Genomic DNA, 25355 nt, shown 5'->3' on the forward strand with positions numbered 1-25355 from the left:
ATGTGCGAGTTGTAATATGTTGGTGAAAAAAAGTAATAATTATACGGATAGATTAATTGCGTCTTATTCAGCGATTTGCGTTTGCTGTTTTATTTACAATCAGCCCCCGTCCAAACCGTACGAGCAAGTTTCCAAGCATACGGCTTTCCATAATTTACTCTCTTTCGAGAACTAATTTTGCCTTACGGCTGATTAGCTATTTATTCTATCTTGTTCTTTTATTTTTGTTATTTAATCTGATATCATGCATTTGTTGGTTCGTAATATTTCTATGACAATCCATGCATAACACCTTTGTACTCTTATTCATCACGCTTTTGCGGTTTTCATTGCGAACCGTACCAACGTGATGGATTTGAAGTTGGGTTGTTTTGCCGCATTTCTCACATATTTCCGCTTTAAGGCGGTCTGTTAGATTCGTACGACCTTGGAATAGATAAGGATTGATGATGATATCGGGATTTTTCTTACAACTACGCATTTTCTTAATCTTATCCCAAGGGTAAACAATCCATGACTCATATCTGGCTTTCCCTTTGTTTAGATAAGGAATTGACCAAGTTGAGTTACGATTAAACTTTTTTCGCACTTTGGCAATTGCCGTTTTGTGTTTCCTTGCCAAAGTTTTCAAACAACTATACTCAGCTAGATAGGTTAGATGGGTTAATGCATTTAGATTGTTAGCTAAACAAAAGTATTGGATGATTCCACGTACGATTGTCTTATAAGTGCGTATTATTTCTAATTCGTCCCTATTTGCTAATGTTTCATCATGCTTAACCTTTCCTCTTCTTAACCAATTGTATTCATATCCATATTCCTTGGCTTTTGCTTTGGGAACTTGGATTTGTACCCGACCGTTTAGGGATTTTTTGTGGGTTTTTTCGGTGAGTTTACTACTGGTTGGATTTACCCTAATCATGTAGGATAGAAACCTTGTGCCCTTATTGGCTTTTACAATTTTTGATTTATCTTTACTAACTGTCAGTTTTAAATCTTGTTCTAGCCATTGAGTCACTTGGTTTTTAATAGTTTCAGCTTTGTCATATTTCCCTTTAATTCCTATGATAAAATCATCGGCATATCGGATATATTCAACTCTTGTTTTTGGATTTAGGTTAATTTGACTATCAATCCCCAATTTATGATGCATTCCCTGACGGTATGTTTTTCCATATCCTGGGTTTGCTTTCCTTATTGGTGTTCCTTCTTTAATTAGTTCGTCCATTTTGATGTCAATGTAATGTAAATATACATTGGCAAGTAATGGGGAGATGATTCCTCCTTGTGGAGAACCAGATAAAGATTCGTATTTGATGCCATCTTTCATGAACCCAGCTTTTAACCACTTGTTAATGGTTGAAAGAGTTTTATTCTTGCGTATAAACTTCGTCAAGGTTTTCATAAGAGTTTCATGATTGATTGTGTCAAAATAACCTTTAAGGTCAATTTTGATGATATAATCAATTCCCTTAAATCTCTGTTTGACGCGTTTGATTGCATCAAGACAGGATTTTTTGGTTCTAAATCCAAAACTCCATTCTAAGAATTGATTTTCAAGATAAGGAGTTAAGAGTTGTTCAAGGCTTCTTTGGACTATTCTATCTTTTATGGTAGGTATTCCAAGAGGTCTAACCTTATCGTTGTCTTTGGGAATGAATATTCTTTTAACAGGCTTTGGATTGTACTTGTTACTGATGTATTCCTTGTGATATCTTTCTAATTTTTTAAGATTGAGACTGTCAATTGTATTACCATCAATTCCAGGTGTACCCGCACCTTTGTTGGTTGCAATTTTGTTAAATGCAATTAACGTGTTATGTAGATTATTCATTCCTTGCTGTAATTCTCTTTTTAGAGGATAGTTATTTGTAGAACAATATAGGATCTTATTCAATGTTCGCGAAAGCTTAGTTTCATTTGAAACAGTTGTTGACATATTTATCAACTCCTTCCTTGATTACAGTGAATAAATAGTAAATTACTAGCTACTTTCGCCTTGTAAAGGTTATTAACCTTCGCCCTGGTGGGTCATTGTGTTAGCATATTCCAATGTTAACTTTGAATTATCCACGACTATTAAATAGCTTCTTTATCCTTGAGCGTCTCGGCATTTATTCCTTGACTTGTTAATTAAATAACTAGCTTTTAGGATTCTCCAAGTTACTCTAAATATCTACCTTTGTCCTTTAGGTGAAGTAACCGCTTATGTTTTAACGTCTTTCCTGACTGTCGGTGAGATTCCAGGCTTTCTGTTAATTAGATAAACTAACCAAGACAAATAATATATCCTGTTAGACTCTGGACTATACGGCTTCAGTAGTTTGCGTATTAGGTTCTAAGATTACATCTGCTTTCCTTCTTAGACCATTTCAGGCTTATCCATGGGACAATTTGGTGGCGGTATCCTCTTGACTAACTACTTCGTCTCAATCCGCTTTTATGGTCTGCTGTAATCCATTATTCTTTCGTTTAACGGACCGACCATATCCATTCAGTGTTTATCGGCACTGGCATATTGGTTAGATAGCTCGATATTTAGGCCTCTTTGGCGCCCTTATTTGTTTAGTGATGTTAACACATGAAGTTTGGTGATTAAAAACATTAATATTTTTGAAATGTAAATTAGTTAATTGATTCATTTGATTAATTTCCTTTCTAAATAAAAAAAGACTCTAATTAAAGAGTCTTTTTGGGGTTTTAAATTTAATTTTTTTGGTACGCCATCGGATGGTTCCATCTTTTTTAATAGTTTTTATTTTACCGTTGCTATAATGGATATATAGATTGCCGTTTTGGCATTGTTTCTTAGTGATTATTGCCATTTGGTATTTCTCCTATTTTTTTGATTATTTGGTTTGTGTTGAAGTTGGAATTTTTAGCTTCCATCACTTTTAAAACAATTTGAGGACCTAGGTTTTTTCGTTTTAAAAATTCTTGAAAACCTTTTTCTACTTGATAAAAATATGACAATGGGCTTGATTCAATGACATCGAGTGTGTGATTAGTTTGATTTACTTTGCGGTTTAACCCTATTTGTGGGTCGATTTTTAAATAAACAGTCAAATTTGGTTTGATAAAAAATTTAGTTAAATTGTTAAAAAGATAATATTTTTTATCAATTTGATTAGGATATACACGATATGCAAAATTAGAGCCTAACCAACGATCAACTAAAATGATTTTAGGGGTTTTTAAGTGGGGTTTGATGAGTTCTTCTTGGGTTTGGATCATGTTGGCAAAACTTAAAAAATATCTAGTTAAATTGTGTAATTTGTTGTGTGTTAAAAATGTTTCACGTATAGATTCGCCAATTGTTGAACTTCCTAATCCGCGAATAACAATCACTTCTTTGCCTTGTTTTTTTAATTCACGTTTGATGCTTTTTATTAGACTTGTTTTTCCACTGCCGTCAAGTCCTTCGAATATAATTAATTTCATGATTGTTTCTCCTTTTAATCTTAATTTGGGCATAAAAAAAGACCTTCAATTTGAAGGTCTAAATTAGGGTTTGTTTTAGTTTTTAAAAATAGGGAAATGCAAGGAATAAATTAATGTTTTAAAATTGGGGGATGAGTCATATTTTAAAATTACAACATCACTTCCGATTGATTGAGTCAAAAATTGTTTTCCTTTGTTTAATTCTTGAATGGTTGTATTCAAGTTTGCGTCCCAAAATTTTTCAGTTCGATCTAAAAAAATAAGTATATTAAAATCAGTAAAAAAACCAATTTCTTGTTGGCTTAATTCAATTATGGGAATAATGTCTTCTTTATCTTCTAAATAAAAAACTGCCATTTTCCCACGAATGATGAAATTATTATCGTAAATTTCAAAACTGAACGTGGAATAACTTTCGTCCCAATTTTTATAATGAAAAAATAATTGTTTTTTTGGGGTTTGAGAGTATATTAACTCTAAACTGTTAATAAATAAGCTATATTTTCCATTTTTTGTAATGTTTTGGCGTTTCTATAATAATATTTCGAAATGAGGCGATTGAAAATATTATGAAAATGTTTAAAATTTTTGTTAACTATTTTTATTCTATTTTTATCCATTTTAATTCTCCTTTAATTTTATTTTGGATATAAAAAAAAGACTCTCATAAAGAGAGTCTTGGTTATGATTTGTTTTGCTTAATATTTGTTTATTCAAAATATTGGTCTTTAAAACGTTTTAAAAATACAATTTATCTGTTCAAAGAACTTATTAAAACGTCATTAAGAGGTAAAATAATGCGTTTTAAAGGTATTGTGGGTTTTTGGTTTTTACGGGTTGTTAATATTTGTATTAAATATATATTAAATTATTTTTTTAACTGGGATTATTTTATTTTATTTATTATATTTATGTTTTTTGCCATATCTTCTAATGATAAATTTTTATCTTTAACATAATAACTAATTTTTATGGGTTTATTTTGATTTATTCTAACATTGTTGGTTTCAATGTTATAAAACGTTTGAAGGGGTTTGTTTTTTTCCATTGCCATAACTGGATTATTAGTGATTAAAAATATTCCTAAAAAACTAAATAAAACTATTGGTAATAAATGTAATTGTTTTTTTAATCTAAAAATTAACATTTTTTTCTCTTTTCTTTTTTTATTTATTTTCTTCATTCTTTGTGTTATGTTTTTGGGTGTATAAGGTGATGTAGGCTTGTTTGGGGTTGAAGTGAAGGTAGTAGGTTTTACATATAACATGATTATCTTCATCTTTTTTTATTTGTAGGGCAATTAACTTCATCCATGAAAAAGTCTTTGTCTTCTTCGAGTAACCATTTAGGGCATTTTAGTTAAAAATTATTCTAGTTCTTCTGGTTTTGGTGGTGGCGGGGTGGTGTCGACGTAGGTGTTGAATTTGAATGAATTGTTGTGGATTGAACTTCCCAACCAAAGGCTTTTTCCTGGGTCCCAGCCCCCATTCCAAACAGGGCGGCTTGTTCCTGGTAAATAAAAATACAAATCGTCAAACAACCCACCCCAACCTGTAGTATATGCATAATAAAGTTTAAAGTTGTTTTCTTTGGTTGGGCGCAAGCTCGCTTCAGAATTATAAGACGAATCAACCCCACTACCATCTAAACAATAAACTGTTACGTCGCTTCTGCCTATTTTGTCTATAATTTCTTTTGCTGTATATGTGGTTCCAGCTTTGAAAAAACATTGTTTTTTCCAATTTTCTAAGTTTTGTTCGTAAGATTGAGTGTTATCGGAAGTAAATGTTTTTTCAATTGGTGGTGTAGCTGTTGGTTTTTGAAAAAAATTAAAAATTAAAAATAAACCAACGACAAATAATAAAAAAGTTGTAATGATAATGATAATTTTTTGTTTCTTAGTTAATTTGGTCTTCATTTTTTTTATTTCCTTTGATAAGTTATATCGTTATTATATCTCAAAAAAATAAAAAAAACACAGTTAATGCTTAAAAATGGTTTTTTAATTGGCTTTTTCTAAGACATTAACTTGCTTTTTTCGGTTAGAAATTATTTTTTTATGTGGGTAAAAAAAAGACCTTTGGAAAAGGTCTTTATTCTAGTTCTTTTGGTTTTTTTGGTGGTGGGGTGGTGTCGACGTAGGTGTTGAATTTGAATGAATTGTTGTGGATTGAACTTCCCAACCAAAGGCTTTTTCCTGGGTCCCAGCCGTCATTCCAAAAAGGGCGGCTTGTTCCTGGTAAATAAAACCACCAAGTGTCATAGAGCCAACCCCAACCTGTATTATATGCATAATGAAGTTTAAAGTTGTTTTCTTTGGTTGGGCGCAAGCTCGCTTCAGAAATATTGAACCAATCAACCCCACTGCCATCTAAACAAAAAACTGTGAGGTCGGTTCTGCCTAATTTTTCTCTAATTTCTTTTGCTGTATATGTGGTTCCAGCTTTGAAATAACATTGGTTTTTCCAATTTGTTAAATCTTGGTTATATCGTTGCAATAATTGATATACAAAACTGTGATTACCGCATGAAACAATATAAATTGTGTCATTAGTTTCGAATTGTTGTGAAACTATTATAGCTTTAGAGCAAGCTTCCCCCTCTAATTTGTCGCCATTTTTAAGTTTTTGATTGGAGGTTTGAGTTTCATCTAATCTTTTAGTTATAAAACCATTTTCTTTGACTAGTGGTGGATAATTGAATAAATTATTATCCCTTTTCCAATCGCGAATGGCAGTGTATGGGTCTATATTGTCTGGTAAGGTGATTGTTTTTATGTATTTTTTGGTGTTGAATGTAAAAAGATAAATGTTTTTTGCGCCGTTTGATAGTTTTAATAGGTCATTGATTGTGTAGGTTTTGTTAGGGGTGTTTTCTGGCATGATTCTTATACCAGCATCAAAATAAATGGTGTCGATTGTGTGAGAGTTGTATGATGAGGTTGGTAAAGGAATTACAATACCAGTGTTGTGAGTGGTGTTATAACAATATGGGTTAATTACTTTTGTGTGATTGGTTATTTGATTTGATATTAAATATTTGTTAATAGCTTCTTCTTTAGATTGGCCTACATAAATATCTTGTGCTATTAAATGGATTTTGGGGGGGTTGGTTGGTGTGATGACATTGGCATCCCAAAATACAAATGCTTCTTCGATGGCGATTTCGTATTTTAAAAGGTCGTCAAGGGTGTATTGATGGTCTCTGTGTGGATATTTTTCGTTAAAAGGATTATCACGTGCCTTGAAATAAACACCTAACAAACCTTTTGGCGGGTTTTTAAAGTACCAAGAACCTACTTGCTTGTGAGTATGTGAATTATAACCTGGGGGTGTTCCGCCTGGGTCGTACAACCAAACTCCATTAACATTAAATAATTCCATTAACTTTGGGATATCTTTTTTTGAAAGAATGTTAAGATCGTATCTTTTTAATTTTGGCTGGGTATTTAACCATTCTTGTTGGAGAGTTTGGTTGTCAGATAATTTAATGGTTGATTTTGTTTGGCGATGAAAGAAAGAATAAGCGGAGATAGAAGAAGATAAGTTAAAAAGAATGATGGATAAAATAATGATTAAATATTTAGATAAAGGGAATTTTAGTTGTTTTTGTCATGAAAGTACCTCCTTTCTTTTGGGTTTTAGTGGTTTATTTAAATGACAACTGGATTTTTTCACGATCTATATGATTAGATAATTCTCTAAATATGATTGTAATTAAAAGCAAAATTATAACATCTTTTTGGGTAAATGGGTTAAAAAATGAACTAGATTTAATCATATCTATAATTCCTAAAAACAAAGTAGTGATTGTAAACATTCCTAAAAGTAGAAATCCAAAAAGATCTACTTCGTTTTTGATTAGTTTTTTAGATAATTTTTTTAACATGTTTTGTCTCCTTTCTTTTGGTTTGTTTGTTATCAATATAAAAAAAAGACCCTAAATGGGTCTTTTATGTATCTTTTTTTTATGGTATTATGTTGAAAAACGAATCAAGCATAGAAATAATTTGTTCATTGCAATCTTTTTCAAAATATTTAAGGTTTCTTTCATTGGATTTTATTAATTTATTAGCATTAATCAACATATTTTCATACATTTTTTTATTGTATTCTAGTTTTTTGATTTCTAATTTAACATTACCAATTTGTTTAGCTAGTTCTGATGTTTGTTGATTTAAAACATCAATTTCGGTTTGTAATCGTGTTTTGCTTTTTGCATTTTTTTAATTCTCCTTTGTTTTGGGTATTTTTTTATAATTTACTAATTGGTTTTTTGGTTGAATTTATTATATTGATTTTTTTAATCATTTAAAGATTTTAAAAGTGTTTTATATATTTTCAGTTGTTCTTTTTGATTATTAATTAATTTTGTCAAATTTGTTAATATTTTAGTAAGATTTTCAATTTTTTGAAGATTATTTCGATTATTTCTTTCTTGTGATATTTCTTTTTCTACATTAACTTTTTTGCTTGCATTTTCACGAATTTTATTTTTTATATTAACAATTATTTCTTCTATTGACGGAGCATTACTAGTTCCAGCTTCATTATTATTCATTGCCATTACTTTTGTATTGTTAACGATAAATAATAATCCCAAGAAAATAAACAAACAAACATTTATTATTTTAAATTGTTTTTTTAATTTTAACATTAATTAAATCTCCTTTTACTTTATTTATTCCTCAGTTGAGGTGATTTGGTAGAGGGCGTTAAGTGAAGTTATAATTTGGTTTTGAAAATCTTTTTTAGTATTTTTAAATCGGTCTTCTAATATTTTTTTGTAACTTTTGGCGCTTGATAACATATCTTCGTACATTTCTTGATCGGATTCTAATTTTCCGATTTTAACTTTAATGTCGTCAATTTCGCCAACTACTTCAAGTCGTTCGTCTTGTAATTTAGAGATTTCGGCTTTTAGTCTAATTTTATCATCAGGTGAGGCGAGTTTTTCTTCTTGTTTTTTGGCAATTTCTTTATCTTTTTTGGTTTTTTCTTGGACTAATTGTTCTTTTTGAGATTTTAATGATGGGTATTGCGATTTTATTTCTTGGATTTTGGCGTTATGTTCATCGCATGTTTTATTTTCTTTATCAATTCTATTTTGTTCTTCTTTTAAAAAACTTAATGAATTTTTCCAACTTCTTTTAATTTTTTCAATTTCGGTTTTTGCAGTGTCGGAAAGGTCGGTTGGTAATATTTTTTTGTCATCAGTTTCTGAAAATATATATTCTTTTACTTTGTCAAAATTAGCTTGTGTGATTGTGAATTTAGGTTGGGTTGATTGGTCTTGGGGTTCTTCTGTTTTGGTTTCGTTTAATTCTTCTTCACCTTTTTCTGGTTTGAGGGCTGAGGTGCCGTGCGTGGGGTGTGTGTGAGGTGTGTTTGGGTTTGGTCTGGGTTGCTGGGTGGTTTGTGGGATTTCGGGATTTGGTGTTTGGTTCATCCAAAAATAAAAACCAACGCCACCACTAATTATTAAAATTAATAAAATTATAATGATTGGTGCTGAACTTTTTTTGTTATTCATTTTTTAATTCTCCTTTTTTTAATTATATTGTTATTATACCTCAAAAAAAAAAAAAACAAGTTTTATGCTTAAAAATGGTTTTTTAATTGTCTTTTTCTAAGACATTAACTTGCTTTTTTTGTTAAAAATTATTTATTGGTAATCGGTTGAAAAAATTTAGCATGTTGTTTTTGTTTTTGTTTTTCTTTTAATCTTTGTTGAGCGCGATTGTAGTTTGGAGATTTATTTTTTAATTCTTCTTTTGCGTTTTCGATTTCTACGTTTAATTCTTCGAGTTCTTGTTCTAATTCAGATTTTTTTAGACACAATTTCCCAGTATCTGAAACTTCTTCATGTTTAGCTGTTAATTCGTCGGTGATTTTTTGATATTCATCGATTATGGATTCTTCCCTTCTTGCGATGTTTTTAACTAATTCTCTTGATTGGCCATATTCCTTGATGGTTTTGTCGGATTCTAAATTATTTTTATATTCTTCTTTTTTCTTTTCGTAGTCTTTGTAATCGGCATCAAGTTTGTCTTTATCGCGATCAATACAAGAAAAGAAAAGAGGTAATAATATAGGAAATATCAAAGGTTTTTTTAAAAATATAGGTTAAATAAAAGGATTGTCATTTTTTATTTTTTCTATATTTTTTCAAAAATTGACTCAGATTATTAACTAAGCTTACTTTTATTATAACATTTTTAGAAAAAATGCAACATAAAAATAAAAAAAATCAACACAAAAAGCCAGTTTTAATTAAAACTGGTTAGTTTAATAAGATAATCACTTATCTTTTTATTGGTTTTGTAAGTAATTTAAAATGCTAAAAAAGTTAACATTATAATTACGAGCTAATTTTTTTATCTCCGGAGGCGCTTTTATAATGCGCCTTTGTATTTGATAGACATTTGTTAATGTCTTAATTAATTTTTCTCTACTTTTTTCATAGCAAGGAGTTGATGAATAATAAAAGCTTAAATATAGGCTATTTTTTATCTTTTTATATTTAACTATCTTTTTCAAAGGATGGTCGTAGCTTACCTTTTTACTTTTAAAATCATAAACATTTAAACTATTTAAATGTTTGTCAGGTAAGTTTATATCTTTAAAATAATGTTTAATTTCTTTTTTAATCGGTATTTGTCTACAATTACGACTAAAAACAAATAAACGTCTTTTTTTTCTTTCTAAAAATCTTTATTAACTTATCAAGTAAAGATTCTTGTTTTTCATCCCTGTTATCTAGTTGTTTTTTTAATTCTTTTTGATTATTCTTATTCTCATTTTTAGTTGTGTATTTTGTCACGTACTCAGAAACTAATTTTATAAAAGATATATTTGCCTCCACCTTGTTATAACACATTATAGTTTTTTTGTTTATCTTTTTAAAATTAGAAATAATGTGACTTATTTTATTAGTTATCTTTTTATATACTTTAATCCCTTGTGGAATCGGAGACATTTTTTTTAAGTTTGGAAAATGTTTTGCAACAATTTTTGCAAATATTTTATTAAAGATAGGAATTGGTTTTTTTCCTTTTACACGGTATAATGTAAAACCCGCAGGAACAGAACCATAATAAAATTGATAATCTTTATTATTCTTTAAACAATAGTCATCATATCCTAATTTTTCCATTACGTCAAAATCAAAAATACAATGATAATGTAGATTACCTTTTTGAGTTAATTCATAGATTCTAAAATGCTTAAACTCAAAACCTACAATCTCCCTTATTGCTTTTATAAACTCTCTATAAATCAAAGATAATTTATCAATATTGTTTCTATCTTTTGAATCCGAGCCATCAGTATTTTTATCTGATAGATTAAAAGAAACAAAAGAGACACATTTAGCATCTTTAAAATTATAAATTAATTTTTCATAGGCGTTTTTTTTGCTTTTAATAATATATCTTTTATCATCCTTTTTTTTATCTTTACTTTTTGAATCATAATCTAAACCATCTTTAACTTCTATATGTTTCTTTTTGATTCTAAAAAGTTGATATTCCATATTAATTCGCCATAAATTATAACCTAGATTTTGACGCTTAATAAAAAGGCCGTTGTCAGTTTCTTTACTATAAACCAAAGCAGAATAAAACTTTCTAAAATAATCATCACTCTTAGAACTAGAATATAAACTTAAATAATCATCTTTTAACTTTTCTATTTCATCTTTAACTGTTTTTGAAATTGTAACATCATTTAGACCTAAATTAACATTTAGAATCTCTTTAACTAAATAAGCCTTTATACCATCCTTTATTTTAATGTCAGTTAAATAATAACAAGCTTTACTTTTAACAGGTATCAAAGCTTTCATATATTCAATTACAAAATCACCTAAAACATTTTTAATCAACAACTCTATACACTGTTTTTTTAACAAAAATTTAATTTCTTTATCTTGCATTAAAACAGCTTTTAATTCGTCTTGACATAAATCTAGAACATCTAATTTTTTTAATAAATCTTGCGACAAATTAAATAATGACATTTGTTTTAATAAAGAAAAAGAATAAGAATCAAAACCTAATTTTTTTAATCCTACTTGGCTTAACTTATCTAAACTTAATTTTTGTATTTCTTCTTGATGCAATAATTGTTTTATTTTTTCTTGCTTAGGCAACATAGCATAATAAAAATAATAATTTTTTCTATTATAAACTGTACTTAAAATAAGTCGTTTTTTTGCTCGTGTCATAGCTACATAAAATAATCTTTTATGTTCCATATTATCATATTTAAAATAAGTATCTTCACATCCCATTAAAAAAACATAATCATATTCTAAACCTTTAACACGATGAATCGTTGCAAATCTAATATTAAAAAGACCTGATTTTTGTACTTCTCTTAATAATTTAGTATAAATAGCTCTTTGTGGTGCTATCACTGCTATTTGTTCTTCTTTAATTCCACATTTTAACATTATTTTTATTTTATCAAAAATATAATCTAATTCTTTTTGTTCAGTACTAAACGTTTCATGTAATAATTCGCCTTGCTCCCTATTATTTAAAGACAATTTTTGTTCAATTAAATTATTTGATGAGTCAAGAATAACTTTCGGGTTTCTATAATTTTCTTTAAGACAGCCATACTTAGCATTAATTAATTTTAAAAAATCTTTACTATAATTTAGGTCAGAGCCTTGAAAGCTATTAATTTGTTGGTTAAAATCTCCTACAAAAAAACCTTTATTTTTTTTAAAGTTTAAATAAACTATTAAGTTAAGTTGATTTATTGTTAAATCTTGAAACTCATCAATAAAAATATAATCATATAAAGAGCTAAAATAATCTCTTAAAGAAAAATCTCGTTCTAAGAGCTTTGTAGCTAAATAAATTAACTCATCAAAAGTAAAAGCATTTTTTTCTTTTTGTTCTTTTCTAATACTTTCGTACAATTCATTTAATGTAAGTTTTCTTTCTTCTTTGTCTTCTTCTTTGTCTTCTTCTTTGTCTTTTTTTTTGTCATTTTCTATTACATCATCATTGCTTTCTAAAATACCTTTGTTTATTTTTTTTATTTGTTTTAATAAATCATCTACTTTTTTTTTAGTAGCTAAATAGTTTTTATCTTTAAATATTTTAAGTATAGTTTTTTTAATCAAATAATCGCTATTAGATTCTATTTCAAAGCTACCTTTTTCTTTAAGATAATAATAATAACTTATTACTTTTAAAGCTAAACCATGAATGGTCTTATATTCAGTATAACCACAAAAATTAATTTGAGCTTCTATATTTTCTATTACATGTCTTGTAAAACTAGTTATTAACATTCTTTTATCTGATAAAAGTACCTCATTACGATGTTTTGCTATTAATGTTGTAGTTTTGCCAGTACCTGCTCCTGCTTGTAAAAAGTAAACTTGACTGTCATCATTAATAGCTGCTTGTTGTTCTTTGTTTAATATCATTTTATTATTTCCTTTCTAAAACGTCTTTAAAGGGGGTTTAAAGGGGGTTAAAAGGGGGTTAAAATAGTTGTTTAATATTTTATATTAAAAGAGGGTTCAAAAAAAAGACTAGATATAAAACTAGTCTAAATTTTTAATTTGAATATTCACAAGTATAACAAACGTCAGAAATTCCGCCGTTAAAACCGTAAGTCCCAAAATCAATTTTTTTGGTTAGTTGGCCTTGAGCGTTGTATTCATATCTCCAAGAACCAAAAGGAGAAGCAGAGGCATCAGCGCCATACACATATTTTTTTTCGATTTTTTGGCCTTGGTTATTGCATTTATAAAGATCATAACAATAAACAATGTTGAAGTCAGAATTATAACTAATTTTTTTAGTTAGGTGGCCTTGGGGGTTGTATTCATAAATAGACCAAAAACAAATAGAACCGTCGGGCTTGTAACAAGTTTTTTTAGTTCTTTGGATGTTGTATTCATAAATGTAATAACGATTAATAGAGCCATCTTTGGAGTTGTAGAAAGTATTTTTGATTAGTTGACCTTGGGTGTTGTATTCATAGATTTGATAAACTCCTTTTCCATATTTTGCCTTGATTTGGTTTTGGGAGTTATATTCATAAATAGACCAATAATCAATAGTGTTGTTGGGTTTGTGCCAAGCTTTTCTGGTTATTTTTTTATCAGCTATTAGTGTTGTTCTTCCTTTTGAAGGTTCTAATAATAGAGATTGATTGTTGATTGGTGGTGTTGGTTGTCCTGCTGGTCCTTGTGGTCCTTGTGGTCCTGTCTCTCCTTTGTCTCCTATCTCTCCTTTGTCTCCTCTTTCTCCTTGCAAACCTTTTAAAAAATCCTCTTGTTTTTGGTGGTATTCATAGAAATAAAAGCCAGCATAAATAATAGCTATAACTAATACAAAACAGGTTATGATAAAAGGTAATAATTTATATCTTATTAATTTCATATATTCTCCTCACAATGGTAAAATATCATCCAAAAGATAAGCTTTATTGCTTTATCTATATATTGTAAAATAATTTGAGATTCAAAAAGACTCTCAATATGAGAGTCTAATTGAGTTATTTATATTGAGTTTTTTTTACATTAAACTATGACATCATGTGGAACTGTTAGAAGATTTGATGGGTTGTTAGGTTTTTTTAGCAAAATTATTTACAAATTGTTTTACTTTTTGTAAGTGTGAATTGTTGCTTAAATCTAATGTGTTAATAAAGTTTACTAATTCGTCTAAATCATAAATTAATTCAAAGTAAGGGACTTGTTTAGTGGAGTTAGTTTTATAATCATTTACTGTTTTCTTTGTTAAGTTAATAGTAATGTTTTTAGGTTGGTTAATTGATTGTAGTTGTTGGATTGTTTGTTGCGCCATAGCTATGTTTTGTTGCGCATCGGCTGTGTATCGTTTCGCACTATCTGTGTATCGTTGCGCCAAAGCTGTGTATTGTTGTGCTTCTTCTGCGTGTTGTTGCGCCTCGGCTGTTAATGGCATAAACTCTTTAAATTCACAAGCAATTAATGTCAACCAATCAAACTCTACTTCTAAGTTTTTAGTCACAAAACGAATGTAAGGGGTGTTATTTTTGATATTTCTATTTAAAATATCAGAAATGTCAATGTTTCGTACGGTAGTCAAAAAACAATTACTCTGATTCCAAAAACCATTGTCTCCTCGTCTATATTTTGTCATCATTTCAGGGGTGTTATTTGGTTGATTGGTTTGAATTAGATTGTAATTAGCTTTTGATACTTTCCAATCATGCTTTATCTTTTCTTGTCCGTTTTCATATTCTAAGTTATTTAAGTTCTCACGGCCATTAGTCCAACGTGTAGGGAAAGTTTTAAGGTCATATTTATTCATCATGTTTTCAAAGTCTTGAAGTTCAAAATAATTTGTTCTACCTGCATGGTCTTTTTGGGTTGGTACCATATTAGGAAAAACTCTATATTCTCTAATAATATCACCCTCAGAGGTTCGATACATTAAATAAGGTTCTAATAATAGAGATTGATGTGTTGGTTGTCCTGCTGGTCCTTGTGGTCCTTGTGGTCCTTGTGGTCCTTGTGGTCCTGCTGGTCCTATTGGTCCTATTGGTCCTATTGGTCCTTGTGATCCTATTGGTCCTTTCGGTCCTATTGGTCCTTGTGCTCCTGTTGGTCCTTGTGGTCCTTTGTCTCCTGTCTCTCCTTTGTCTCCTCTTTCTCCTCTTTCTCCTTGGAAACCTTTTAAAAAATCCTCTTTTTTTTGGTGGTATTCATAGAAATAAGAGCCAGCATAAATAATAGCTATAACTAATACAAAACAGGTTATGATAAAAGGTAATAATTTATATCTTATTAATTTCATATATTCTCCTCACAATGGTAAAATATCATCCAAAAGATAAGCTTTATTGCTTTATCTATATATTGTAAAATAAAAGGGGTTAATTTAAATACTTGTGTTAATAATCTAAATAAATGTATAAATAAAAGTACTACATAATTTAAGAAAAATAATATTAATTTCATTAAAAATGAAAATGTAAATGAAACGAACTTTAACATATAGGTATGAGCTACTAATAGGCCTTTTGCAACTATCAAAGTGCATTCCTTAACAGTGTTTCCTGATTTTTCAAAATCTAATGAAAAATTGCCACCGCTTAATTTAGACATAACAGCACCAGCAAAAAGTGAAGCACCAGCAGTTAAACTAATACCAGTAGCACCAGCTCCTAAGACATCTAAATATTTTGTACTTTTTAATTTAGATGATAAACCTTCTTTATTAAATAAACCATTATTACTAAACAAGCCTGTTATCATTTCATATATTCCTTTAAACATGCTAAAAATCCAAACTACAATAGAACATAAAAACTTAATAATATCTATTATTATTTGCCATGGAGCATGTAAATATTTTTTTACATAGTTTTTATTTTCATTATGTATTTGTTTCTCATAATCTGTCATTTTGTCATATGGCTTGTTTGGTTCTTTTACTATATCAACAAAAAAGTTTTTTACAGAATTAAATACAGTAATCATTTTATCATAAATATAATCAAAATAATAAAGCCATCCGACTTTTTTACCACAAAAAGTACTTCTTAAAGAACAAAAACAATTAGTAAAAAAATCACTAATAAGACTTAAAAATTGGTTAAAATGTAGTTTAAAATCAAGAATGTATTTAAACATAACTTTATTTTTTTTCATTAGTATTTTATCTAAAAAATCATTAATAAAAGCGGGTCTTTTAAGTTCTCTTGTAAATCTAGGCTCTTTTATGGGTTTTAGTTCTATTTGTTTATATTCAATTTTAAAATCAAATAATTCTCTAAAAAAAAACGAATCACATAAACGAAAAATCGTTCTTTTAATTTTTTCGTTTTGGGTGTTGTATTCATAAATAAAATAATGATTAATAGAGCCATCGGAGTTGTAGGTAGTTTGTTTGATTAGTTGACCTTGGGTGTTGTATTCATAAATAAAATAATTTTCAATAGAGCCATCGGATTTGATTAATTGACCTTGGGCGTTGTATTCATAAATTAAATAACCTTCAATAGAGCCATCGGGGTTGTAACAAGTTTTTTTGATTAGTTGACCTTGGGTGTTGTATTCATAAATAAAATAAAAATCAATAGAGCCATCGAGGTTGTAGAAAGTTTTTTTGATTAGTTGACCTTGGGTGTTATATTCATAAATAGAATAAAAATAAATAGTGTTGTTGGGTTTGTAATAAATTTTTTTATCTTTTACACTTTTAACATTATTTGTAGCAAATACGCTAGTAAAAAACAAAGGAATAAAAAGAAAAAAAAGGAGTAAAAAATATCTTTTTTTTAAGTACATTAAATACTCCTTATTTTTTTTTATCAATCAAAATAATTTTTGTTTTTTTGTTGTTTTCATTTTTAGTTTCTCTTTCTTCTTCTTCGTCGTTTTCATTTCCAGCTATAATATCTTCAAAAGCTTTTATCATAGCTTCGTTTTGTTCTTTGCAAGAATCAATTACTAACTTTAATTTTTTTATTTGTTCTCTTGCATCCTTAATTTTCTTTTGATTTAATTTAAAATCATAAATACTTTGTTTATCAGTTCCTTTGTTAAATAAATATAAATAACCAATCATTAAAAATACTATTAAAACTAATAAACAAACAATTAAACTAATTAAAAATAGATTAGACATAATTTTATCTCCTTTTTTTTATATTTTATGGTTTCGGTATTTTATCAAACAAAGTAATAAATGAAGCAAGAGGGGCAACCACGCTAGCAGTCTCAACAGTTGCAATACCTGAAACTAACGCAGGAACAGCAACACCAACAGCACCAATGCCTAATATAGTACCTGCACCCACAAGCACACCGTTTAACACTGAAAATAAACCATCATAAAAAGTATCAATTTCTTCCCTAGTATAATAAAACATTATTTCTTTTGCAGTTGTTAAATCAAATCGTTTTCCTTCAAAAGGGTTCATTAATTCTAAAAATTGGGAACCAACCAACATTCCTAATGGAGGTCTTGACATAGAATAACCAATTTTAGTAAGTATTTCATAATTCATACCATCATAAGGATATTTTTCTAAAAAGTCCAAAGGGTCAATAATTCCTAATTTTCTAAAAGTATCGGCCTTAACTCCCATTGCTACTAAATGAAGGGCTGTAATGCCTGCATAATGAAAATCATCATACCTATAACCTAATTTAATTAACTGTTTTAAAGATAAAGAACTGTTAATTAATTTTTCTACCCTAAATACTTTTTTAAAATTGGCTTTTAATGGTTGTACTTTTTGCAATAATTCTTTTACTGTTTCATTATATTGTTGTGTTTTTCCATACATAATTTCTATTAAATCTTTATGATATTTAACGTTAAAAGCTTTATAAATTAAATATGGGTCTAGGCCTGAATGTAGCAAAGCATCAATACTATAATTTTTACTTTCTAAAATGTCAACGACATTAAACATAGGAATTAATGCGTTTTTTTGATAACTAAATAATTCATCAAAAGTATAATCAGAAGTATAAAAATCATCTAAACTGTATACTATTCTTAACGCTCTAATATCAAAAACATTTTTATTTAAATCGATAGGCATAAATCCTAGATTTTTTAACTGCTGTGCTACTAAAGTATTAATATGTAAAATTATCCCATCAGCAGTATTATATTTTTTTTCTGGGAATGTTAAAACACTTAATCCCTCAGGCATTTCATGAAGCAAGCCTGCTAATTCTTTATCAAACAAAGGAATACTTAAACAATCAGTTAATTTTGCTAAAAGGTAATCAGGAACAGGGATTTTTAGTTCCTTTAATAATTTCTTTTTTATTTTGATAGCCTCCATGCAAGGACTTTCAATTGAAGGTAAAGCAGGTATTAAAAAATTAGGTGTCGCAATTTCTTTATAATTATAATTATATTCTTTTTGTCTAGGAATAAAGATTAAAAAAACAACCAATTAAAATTAAAAAGAAAACTCCGATTGCATTACTTTTTGCCATTTTTTCTAATTTTTTTTATTTTAATTTTTGGTTCTAAACAGTTTGATATTTGCTTGTAAAAAGTAATTTGCCTCTTATAATTAAGATTTGTCATTTTTTTAGTCATTTGTATTTTACTTATTTTGTCTTTAATTTGTGTTGTTAGTTGTTCTTTTAAAGTTGGTTTTTTATCCATTTAACCCTCCTTACATTTTTACTAAATAATCATTTAGTTTAGTTTTTGGATTTTCTTTTAAAAATAAATCTAAGTCAAAGCCATTAGGTAATCTAACCTCTATTGCTTTGATATTATGGATTAATAATTGATACATACAATTATAAGCGCCAATTCGTCCTGCCCTGTCTCCATCTAGGCAAACATAAACATTATTATAATTTTTAATAATAATTTGTAATTGTTGTTTTGTCAACCCACAACTTAAAAGTCCTAATGCAGGTATTCCTTGTTGGTAAGCTTGCATCACATCAAACGCCCCTTCAGTTAAAACTAATTTTTTTTTTGACGGATAAAAACCATATAAAAACTTTTTTGTTGTATTTGGTAAAAAACAATATTTAGTTTTTTTATTGGTTGGATTATAACCAAACAAAGTAATTATTTCTTGCTTGGCATTAAAAACAGGAAAAACAAAGCAATTAGTAAAAAAATCATGATAAACATTATTTTTTTTATAAATCAAACCAGTTTTTAAAAAATCTAGTATATTCATTTTTTCTTGAACTATAAACAAATCATATAAAACTGATTTAGAAGGTGCAAGACCTAACTTAAATCTTAAAACAGTGTCAAGTGTTAATTTTCTTGAATCCAACAAATGACTTAAACCTTTTTTATCATACTTTAATACAAACCGATAATAATTCATAACCTCTTTAAAAACATTTAAAAAAGTGTTATTTTTAATTTGTAAAATTGGTACTTCTACATTCAAAGGTTTAGCAAGGATACTAAAAGCAGTTAAAAAATCAATTTTTTTTGTTATTTGCAATATTGTAATTACATCACCTCCCACTTTACAACCCATGCAAACTGCAATGTTTTTTTCGGATGATATACAAAAGGAAGCAGTTTTTTCATTATGAAAAGGACAATGTGAAAAATAATTTTTACCTTTCTTTTTAATTTCTAAACTAGGCAAAAGAGTTTGAATTAAAGAAAGAACAGGGGTGTTTTTTTTTACATATTCTTTTTTTTCTCTTGATATTAACATATTAACCTCTTAAACTTTTTTTTTAAAAAGGGGTGTTTTCCTCTTTATCATCTTTCTTAGAATCTTTTTTTATACTATCTATTAAAGCTTTTAATTTTTCTTTACGTTTGTCAGGATTGACAGGAGTTGCAGAAGTAAATTCAGCTTCTATCTTGTCATCTTCATTATTTATTATGTCTTCATCCATAAACCCTTCTATTTCGTTTAATTCATTTAAAAACTTATAAATGTCTTGTTTATAGATTTGACGGTAATTTAATAATTTTAAAACCTCGCGCGCAAGTATACCACTCTCTTTATCGGTTAATGTTCCACTTTTAAGAGCTCTTATTACAACTTTTAATTCTTTTCTACAAATGCCGTTATAAATACAAAACCACTTATAACCAAAAAAAGCAGCAAGACAAAAAAGTAAGAAAACTAAACCCTTTAAAACTTGTATTTGTTCTATTTGCATAGTCTTAACGCGTTTAAATTAACTTTCTTTATTAGATAATGGTTATATTTTCTTGTTAAATAATCAAGTTTAGTTTCAATTTCATATTTAATATTTCTATCTTTACATTCAACAAATCTTTTTGTTTGTTGTTCAATTTCTAATTTAATTTTCTTTAAGTTTTCCTCTAATTCTAAAAAAGTCATTTAAACCTCCTTTTTTTTAATTTTATTAGTTCAAATATTCATAAATTATATAATCTAATATTGAACCATCAGGTTTATAATTAGTAATTTTGGTTAGTTGGCCTTGGGTGTTATATTCAAAAATAGAATAATTACAGATAGAACCATCAAAATTACAATTAGTTTTTTTGATTGTTTGGCCTTGGGAATTATATTCATAAATAGAATAATCATAAATAGAATTGTTAAATTGGTAATAATTTTTTTTATTTAACATTTTTTTTTCCTTTGCTTTTTTTTAATCTCACCTACGCCTTTATAGTATATCTAGCATCAATTAAGCCTTATAGATGATAATATTTCTTTTAAGATAAGAAAGGTTAAAAAGAAACTTAAAAGAAAAATAAGGACAAAAAAGACCTAGATACACTATAAAGACGTAGATGAAACATCTTTTTAAAATTATTTATTTTTTTTCTTTTCCTGATTATCATTCTTATTTTTTTCTTTTAATAACTGGTCTTTAAATTGAGATATAATTTTACTTAATTTAGTCATATTTTAATTTTTCCTTTTTCTTTATTTTGTATTATTTCTTTTTAGATATAATAATATTTTTAATTTCTTGTATTTTTTTGTTTTCATCGCTGTTAGAATCAATTTCTTTTAAAAGATTATCTTTAATAAGTTGTATTTCATCACTAAAAGCTATAATGTCTTTTGCTAGTTTAGCTCTTAAATTGTGAGATTCTTTAATTTTGTTTTTAAGTTCTTTGATTCTTTCTACTGACTGCTGTTTTTCTCCTTTTCTTTTAAAAAAAAGTTCATGAATTAAAAAACCAAATAAAACAACTAAAAACAAAACACTAAACATAACAATAAAAGTATTCATTTTTTTTAATATTCCTTTTCTTTTTTTTGTTTCATCTATTCTTTAAAAAGGATAGATGAAATATATTATTTTTTTATATTCCGTATTTATATTTAAAATAACGTCTTATATCATCTTTATATAAATAATATTTAAAATTATAGTCTATTAACTCATTTTTTTTGTTAATAATTCTATTTTTTGTTCCTCAGTTAAATTAATATGTTTATCTAGATATTTTATTATTTCTCTATCAACATATTTTATTACTTCTACTGGTTTTTCAATTACCTTTTCAACCTCTTTTATAGTTTCAATAGGTTTTTCAATTTCTTTTATAACTTCTATTGGTTTATCAACGTATTTTATAATTTCTATTGATTTAAAATCAGGAAAAGATAAAAAACCTAAAAAAACTAAAAAAACAATAAAAATAATAGAAATTATAAAAAAATCACCTAAACGAACTTTCATTTATTTTCTCTCACAATAATTTTTTTGTTTTTACGAATATTTAAGTAAACATTGACAACAAACTTTTTCATCAATAATTTTAATTAATGTGTCTTTTCCTCTGTCTCCTTTGTCATATTCTTTTATAAGATGAATAGTTTTACCATCATCTCTATAAAAAGTCTCTTTAATTAATATTTGTGGCTCAGTATTTGGAAAGCATGTTGTCTCAGGAGTTAAATATTCTTGTATACATTCAATTTGTCCGTTAGTATAATATTTAATATACCTAATTAATCTTTGCTCTTCTTTGTCATATTCTTTTATATAATTAATAGTTTTACCATCCAAAAGAAAAAAAATATCTTTAATCTTTACATTAATACAAAGCTTTTTGTTATATTCATATTTAGAAATATAATGTATTTTTTCCTTCATAAAATAATAATTAGTTTCTTTAATCAACATTTGCGTTTCTTCGTCATATTCATTTATAAACATAATAGTTTTACCATCAAAACAATAATAAAATATTTTAAATAATTTTTGTGTTTCCTTGTCATATTCTTTTATATAATCAATTTTGTTTTTTTCTTTATTTAAATAAAATATTTCTTTTTCTATCATTTCTTTTCCTCACAGTAAAAAAAAAGGAAAAATTATTTTCCTGTTTTTTTTGTTATTAGTAGTTTTTTCTTTTTTTTTAAACAAGTGTCATTTAAAAACGATTGTCCCGTTTTTTTTAAAAATGTAATTTTGCAAAACCTTGCCAAACTGCTAATCCAATAAAACCAGCAACAACAGCAACACAAACAGTAATTTCCTTAAAAGTCATCTAATACCTCCTTCTTAATTTATTTTCGTAGGCTTCCAATATTAATTTATTTATTATTATTTTTTTGTTGATCGTTTAAAACAGTTTTTCCTACTGTATCGTTGATTTTTTCTTTATCCAAAGAAACCCAATCAAGCTTAATAGCAACCATAAAACCAATTACACCAATACCTAAAAAAGATAAAACAGTAACAACTAAACTTTTATCAAATTGCATTGCAAACTCCTTTCCTTATTAATAGCCATAGTCAAATTATTTCCTATTATTACCTATTAATACAAGAAGATGAGGACTTATTACAAGCTTTAAAGAAAGAAACGACAAAACTATTCAAAAACCGCCTTGAAAAACGCGATTTTTACTTAAAAATCATTCAAAAATACTCTCAATCTTTGTCTCTTAATCAAATATTAAAAAAACTACAAATACATAAAAGCACTTATTATCGGTGGCTTTTGCAAAATAAAAAATTCGCCACTAATCAACCCTTAGAAAAAGCCATTTATAAAATGTGTTATCAATACGCTTTTGTGGCAAACCATATCCCTATTATGAGATTAGGATACCGTCGTATTTGGTTTAAAATGAAAAAAGCAGGCTTTAAAGTATCACGCTTAACAGTTTTAAAAATTATGAATAAATTAAACTTGTTATCACGGATGCAAAAAACCAAGTCAAAACATTTTCAAGTCAAAGCCGAACAAAGAAAAATCACATTTCAAAATAAATTAAATAATAATTTTTACGCCTCAAAACCTTTACAAAAGATTTGTACTGACATTACTTATATTATTATGCCAAACGGCGCTAAGGTTTATTTATCAGCTATTTTAGATTTACATACAAGAGAAATAATTAGCTTTAATTTATCTCAAAAACAAGACATTAATTTTGTTATGCAAACATTATCAAAAATACCTTTTTCTAATGGTTGTATTCATCACAGCGATCAGGGCACCGTTTACACCTCCAAAGAATACATGACAGCGGTTAAAGATAAAGGCATGATTGCTAGTTTTTCCAAAAAAGGCACACCATCAAATAACGCATGTATAGAGGACTTTTGGTCTAATTTTAAACGCGAGACTATTAATTTAATTAGGAAAAAAGATTTAAGTTTTGACAAAGTGAAAGAAATTATTACTTCATATATTCATTTTTATAACTATGAACGTGAAATGCAAGTGTTAGATGGGATGGCGCCCCTTGAATATAAAAATTATTATCAAAAAAACCCTGATTTAAAACCATTTATTATTAAACCCCAACGAAAAAAATGAGACGTTATTACCAATAAACCTATAATTATTAACCCTTCAACCTAGAAGGGCATTTTGTGATGGTTTTTTTTATAATGATAAAAAATATATATAATTTAACAAAATAAGCAAAACATTTGACAAATAAAAAAAATTAAGTTATAATTTTATATAATCTGATTTTGATTCTGGTATTACTATATATTATATATTAAACATCAGAATCAGAATCTTTATATAATATTATTATTAAAAATTAATATAAAATAATATATTATAAAATATCTGATTTTGATTCTGGTATTGTTTTTTTCTTTTTTTAAAAAAAATCATTTTTTGTTGTTTTTTTTGTTGCTTTGTATTTTTTTTATGTTAAAATATAGGTAGTTTAATAAACACATATTTGGCTCATAAATTTGTTTCCAAGTGGTAGTGTTTTGACGTACCGGTACCAAGACTACTACCTTGGCTGTGCACATGTTTCCGACTCTAATTTCAAATTAACTAATTTTAACCTCCACTTTAACCCTGTCCGCAAAACTTTATCACTTTACCAAGATAAACACAATAACGATAAAGCCAAAGAAGACGCATATAATAAAAGAACCAGCTCTGACTGGTGATAAAAAAAGAATAAAAATAAAAGGAGATTTAATTAATGTTTAAATTACAAAATCAATTTAAAATAATAAGTTTTTGTTTGTACTCTTTCTTAGGATTAATATTTATTTTTAATAATAAGCAAATGATGGCGATGAATAATAATAATAATAACGTTGGAACAAGCGAGAATGTTTATAATTCTTTAGAAGAATATAGAAATTATCAAAATTTATTAGTTTCTCAACAAACAAAAACACAAGAAGTTATTAATGCTTTTGAACATCAAGTATCAGAAACAGAAAAAAAACTTTTATTTGATCAACTAGAATTAATACATCAACAAATTATTACAACTCAACAAAGACACTTAGATATTCAACAACAAATAACTATAAATTTAATTTTAAATAATGAAATAACAGAATTAGAAAGAATACATTCATTATTAATGCAAGAAATGACAACAATTATCAATAACATACCTCTTTATGCTTCAGAAGAACAAATTAATCTTTTAAGAAATACACAAATTAGAATAAATCAAAATCAAGAAAATATAAATACAATATTAGAACAAATAAGAAATCAATCACCTATGCCTCGAATTAATTTATCTCGTAATCGTTCTTCTCAAAGACGTTAAAATAATTAATTTTTTTAATCACAAACCAAGACCCTTTTCAGGGTCTTTTTTTATTTCACAACACCCACACACTTGGAAAGGAAACAAAAAACCATGTTAATTAAAAAAATCTTTCAATTTTTACCCAGTAATTTCATTTTTTTTATCATTATCTTACTTTCATTTCTTCCAATTATCACCATTTATTATGTCATTAAATTCTATCTTTTCGCCGTCAAACTAAGTATTCACCAACTAAAACAAGGAATAGTGGTTCAATTTTACCAACATTTAACCACGCACGGCCTTAACCCCACAATCAGAACACAGTTAGTTTTCTTATTGCTTAAAATTCACTAAAATTCAAGACTAACTCTTTTAACCGATTAATTTTTTTATTGTTTAAAACCTTAAATGTAGTTATTGTTTTAAAATGGAAATCAATATTTACTTTATTGC

General features: G+C 27.3%; 29 protein-coding genes and 2 pseudogenes. 4 read left to right on the plus strand and 27 right to left on the minus strand.

Annotated features, from left to right (window positions below; genetic code table 11):
• Positions 1-205 precede the first annotated feature (205 nt).
• The 27 genes and pseudogenes from ltrA to psc1_RS02375 form a co-directional block, all read right to left on the minus strand.
• Complete coding sequence (gene ltrA / locus psc1_RS02245; protein WP_373375500.1) at positions 206-1939, minus strand: group II intron reverse transcriptase/maturase; 1734 nt, start codon at positions 1937-1939, stop codon at positions 206-208.
• Between the two features lie 869 nt (positions 1940-2808).
• Complete coding sequence (tmk, locus tag psc1_RS02250; RefSeq protein ID WP_373375501.1) at positions 2809-3441, minus strand: dTMP kinase; 633 nt, start codon at positions 3439-3441, stop codon at positions 2809-2811.
• A 75-nt stretch (positions 3442-3516) separates the two neighbouring features.
• On the minus strand, positions 3517-3798 hold the full coding sequence (locus psc1_RS02255; RefSeq protein ID WP_373375502.1) for a hypothetical protein: 282 nt from the start codon (positions 3796-3798) through the stop codon (positions 3517-3519).
• 119 nt (positions 3799-3917) lie between these two features.
• Positions 3918-4061 (minus strand): hypothetical protein, encoded by a 144-nt coding sequence (locus psc1_RS02260; protein ID WP_373375503.1) that lies wholly within the window; start codon positions 4059-4061, stop codon positions 3918-3920.
• Positions 4062-4327: 266 nt separating this feature from the next.
• Positions 4328-4588, minus strand: a complete 261-nt coding sequence (locus psc1_RS02265; protein ID WP_373375504.1) for an SVM family protein — start codon at positions 4586-4588, stop codon at positions 4328-4330.
• 19 nt (positions 4589-4607) lie between these two features.
• A pseudogene (locus psc1_RS02270) lies at positions 4608-4797 on the minus strand (hypothetical protein); the annotation flags it as partial.
• 10 nt (positions 4798-4807) lie between these two features.
• Positions 4808-5359 (minus strand): hypothetical protein, encoded by a 552-nt coding sequence (locus psc1_RS02275; protein ID WP_373375505.1) that lies wholly within the window; start codon positions 5357-5359, stop codon positions 4808-4810.
• A gap of 175 nt (positions 5360-5534) precedes the next feature.
• On the minus strand, positions 5535-6824 hold the full coding sequence (locus tag psc1_RS02280) for a hypothetical protein (protein WP_373375506.1): 1290 nt from the start codon (positions 6822-6824) through the stop codon (positions 5535-5537).
• Positions 6825-7089: 265 nt separating this feature from the next.
• Positions 7090-7329, minus strand: coding sequence for a hypothetical protein (locus psc1_RS02285; RefSeq protein ID WP_122225337.1), 240 nt, complete (start codon positions 7327-7329; stop codon positions 7090-7092).
• 414 nt (positions 7330-7743) lie between these two features.
• Positions 7744-8097, minus strand: coding sequence for an SVM family protein (locus psc1_RS02290; RefSeq protein WP_023161571.1), 354 nt, complete (start codon positions 8095-8097; stop codon positions 7744-7746).
• Between the two features lie 24 nt (positions 8098-8121).
• On the minus strand, positions 8122-8973 hold the full coding sequence (locus tag psc1_RS02295; RefSeq protein ID WP_373375507.1) for a hypothetical protein: 852 nt from the start codon (positions 8971-8973) through the stop codon (positions 8122-8124).
• A 128-nt stretch (positions 8974-9101) separates the two neighbouring features.
• The gene (locus tag psc1_RS02300; RefSeq protein ID WP_373375508.1) at positions 9102-9545 is read right to left on the minus strand and encodes a hypothetical protein; all 444 of its coding nucleotides are present in this window, start codon (positions 9543-9545) and stop codon (positions 9102-9104) included.
• Positions 9546-10113: 568 nt separating this feature from the next.
• Positions 10114-12888: a UvrD-helicase domain-containing protein gene (locus tag psc1_RS02305; RefSeq protein WP_373375509.1), complete on the minus strand. Its 2775-nt coding sequence runs from the start codon at positions 12886-12888 to the stop codon at positions 10114-10116.
• Positions 12889-13021: 133 nt separating this feature from the next.
• Positions 13022-13852, minus strand: a complete 831-nt coding sequence (locus tag psc1_RS02310; protein ID WP_373400961.1) for a hypothetical protein — start codon at positions 13850-13852, stop codon at positions 13022-13024.
• Positions 13853-14038: 186 nt separating this feature from the next.
• Positions 14039-15253 (minus strand): collagen-like protein, encoded by a 1215-nt coding sequence (locus psc1_RS02315; RefSeq protein WP_373375511.1) that lies wholly within the window; start codon positions 15251-15253, stop codon positions 14039-14041.
• Positions 15250-16749 carry an RHS repeat domain-containing protein gene (locus psc1_RS02320; protein ID WP_373375512.1) on the minus strand — a complete coding sequence of 500 codons (1500 nt, stop codon included), beginning with the start codon at positions 16747-16749 and terminating at the stop codon, positions 15250-15252. Before psc1_RS02320 ends, psc1_RS02315 begins: the two co-directional genes overlap by 4 nt.
• Before the next feature lie 10 nt (positions 16750-16759).
• Complete coding sequence (locus psc1_RS02325; RefSeq protein WP_122225619.1) at positions 16760-17089, minus strand: hypothetical protein; 330 nt, start codon at positions 17087-17089, stop codon at positions 16760-16762.
• Between the two features lie 25 nt (positions 17090-17114).
• Positions 17115-18377, minus strand: a complete 1263-nt coding sequence (locus psc1_RS02330; protein WP_373375513.1) for a hypothetical protein — start codon at positions 18375-18377, stop codon at positions 17115-17117.
• A 29-nt stretch (positions 18378-18406) separates the two neighbouring features.
• On the minus strand, positions 18407-18595 hold the full coding sequence (locus psc1_RS02335; protein WP_122225617.1) for a hypothetical protein: 189 nt from the start codon (positions 18593-18595) through the stop codon (positions 18407-18409).
• A 10-nt stretch (positions 18596-18605) separates the two neighbouring features.
• Positions 18606-19631 carry a DNA primase gene (locus tag psc1_RS02340; RefSeq protein WP_122225616.1) on the minus strand — a complete coding sequence of 342 codons (1026 nt, stop codon included), beginning with the start codon at positions 19629-19631 and terminating at the stop codon, positions 18606-18608.
• Between the two features lie 22 nt (positions 19632-19653).
• Positions 19654-20088: a hypothetical protein gene (locus psc1_RS02345; RefSeq protein ID WP_122225441.1), complete on the minus strand. Its 435-nt coding sequence runs from the start codon at positions 20086-20088 to the stop codon at positions 19654-19656.
• Entirely contained in the window at positions 20079-20273 is a 195-nt protein-coding gene (locus tag psc1_RS02350) for a hypothetical protein (protein WP_122225440.1), read from the minus strand. Before psc1_RS02350 ends, psc1_RS02345 begins: the two co-directional genes overlap by 10 nt.
• Positions 20274-20298: 25 nt before the next feature.
• Positions 20299-20529, minus strand: coding sequence for a DUF2963 domain-containing protein (locus psc1_RS02355; protein ID WP_373375514.1), 231 nt, complete (start codon positions 20527-20529; stop codon positions 20299-20301).
• A 312-nt stretch (positions 20530-20841) separates the two neighbouring features.
• Positions 20842-21144: a hypothetical protein gene (locus psc1_RS02360; RefSeq protein ID WP_122225438.1), complete on the minus strand. Its 303-nt coding sequence runs from the start codon at positions 21142-21144 to the stop codon at positions 20842-20844.
• A 147-nt stretch (positions 21145-21291) separates the two neighbouring features.
• Positions 21292-21597, minus strand: coding sequence for a hypothetical protein (locus psc1_RS02365; protein ID WP_373375515.1), 306 nt, complete (start codon positions 21595-21597; stop codon positions 21292-21294).
• Between the two features lie 30 nt (positions 21598-21627).
• Entirely contained in the window at positions 21628-22203 is a 576-nt protein-coding gene (locus tag psc1_RS02370) for a DUF2963 domain-containing protein (RefSeq protein ID WP_373375516.1), read from the minus strand.
• 254 nt (positions 22204-22457) lie between these two features.
• Positions 22458-22628 (minus strand): hypothetical protein, encoded by a 171-nt coding sequence (locus psc1_RS02375; RefSeq protein WP_373375517.1) that lies wholly within the window; start codon positions 22626-22628, stop codon positions 22458-22460.
• Between psc1_RS02375 and psc1_RS02380 the strand changes: the two genes are divergently transcribed.
• The 4 genes and pseudogenes from psc1_RS02380 to psc1_RS02395 all read left to right on the plus strand — a co-directional run bounded on the left by psc1_RS02380 (position 22628) and on the right by psc1_RS02395 (position 25256).
• The gene (locus psc1_RS02380) at positions 22628-23692 is read left to right on the plus strand and encodes an IS3 family transposase (RefSeq protein ID WP_373400962.1); all 1065 of its coding nucleotides are present in this window, start codon (positions 22628-22630) and stop codon (positions 23690-23692) included. The two genes, psc1_RS02375 and psc1_RS02380, sit on opposite strands and share 1 nt — an antisense overlap.
• 431 nt (positions 23693-24123) lie before the next feature.
• Positions 24124-24294 (plus strand): annotated as a pseudogene (locus psc1_RS02385) (effector); the annotation flags it as partial.
• Between the two features lie 35 nt (positions 24295-24329).
• Entirely contained in the window at positions 24330-24917 is a 588-nt protein-coding gene (locus psc1_RS02390; protein WP_023161309.1) for an SVM family protein, read from the plus strand.
• 93 nt (positions 24918-25010) lie between these two features.
• Positions 25011-25256, plus strand: a complete 246-nt coding sequence (locus tag psc1_RS02395) for a hypothetical protein (RefSeq protein ID WP_373375519.1) — start codon at positions 25011-25013, stop codon at positions 25254-25256.
• Positions 25257-25355: the final 99 nt, after the last annotated feature.

It is taken from the genome of Candidatus Phytoplasma solani, from assembly GCF_041729705.1.
Taxonomy (GTDB): domain Bacteria; phylum Bacillota_I; class Bacilli_A; order Acholeplasmatales; family Acholeplasmataceae; genus Phytoplasma; species Phytoplasma solani.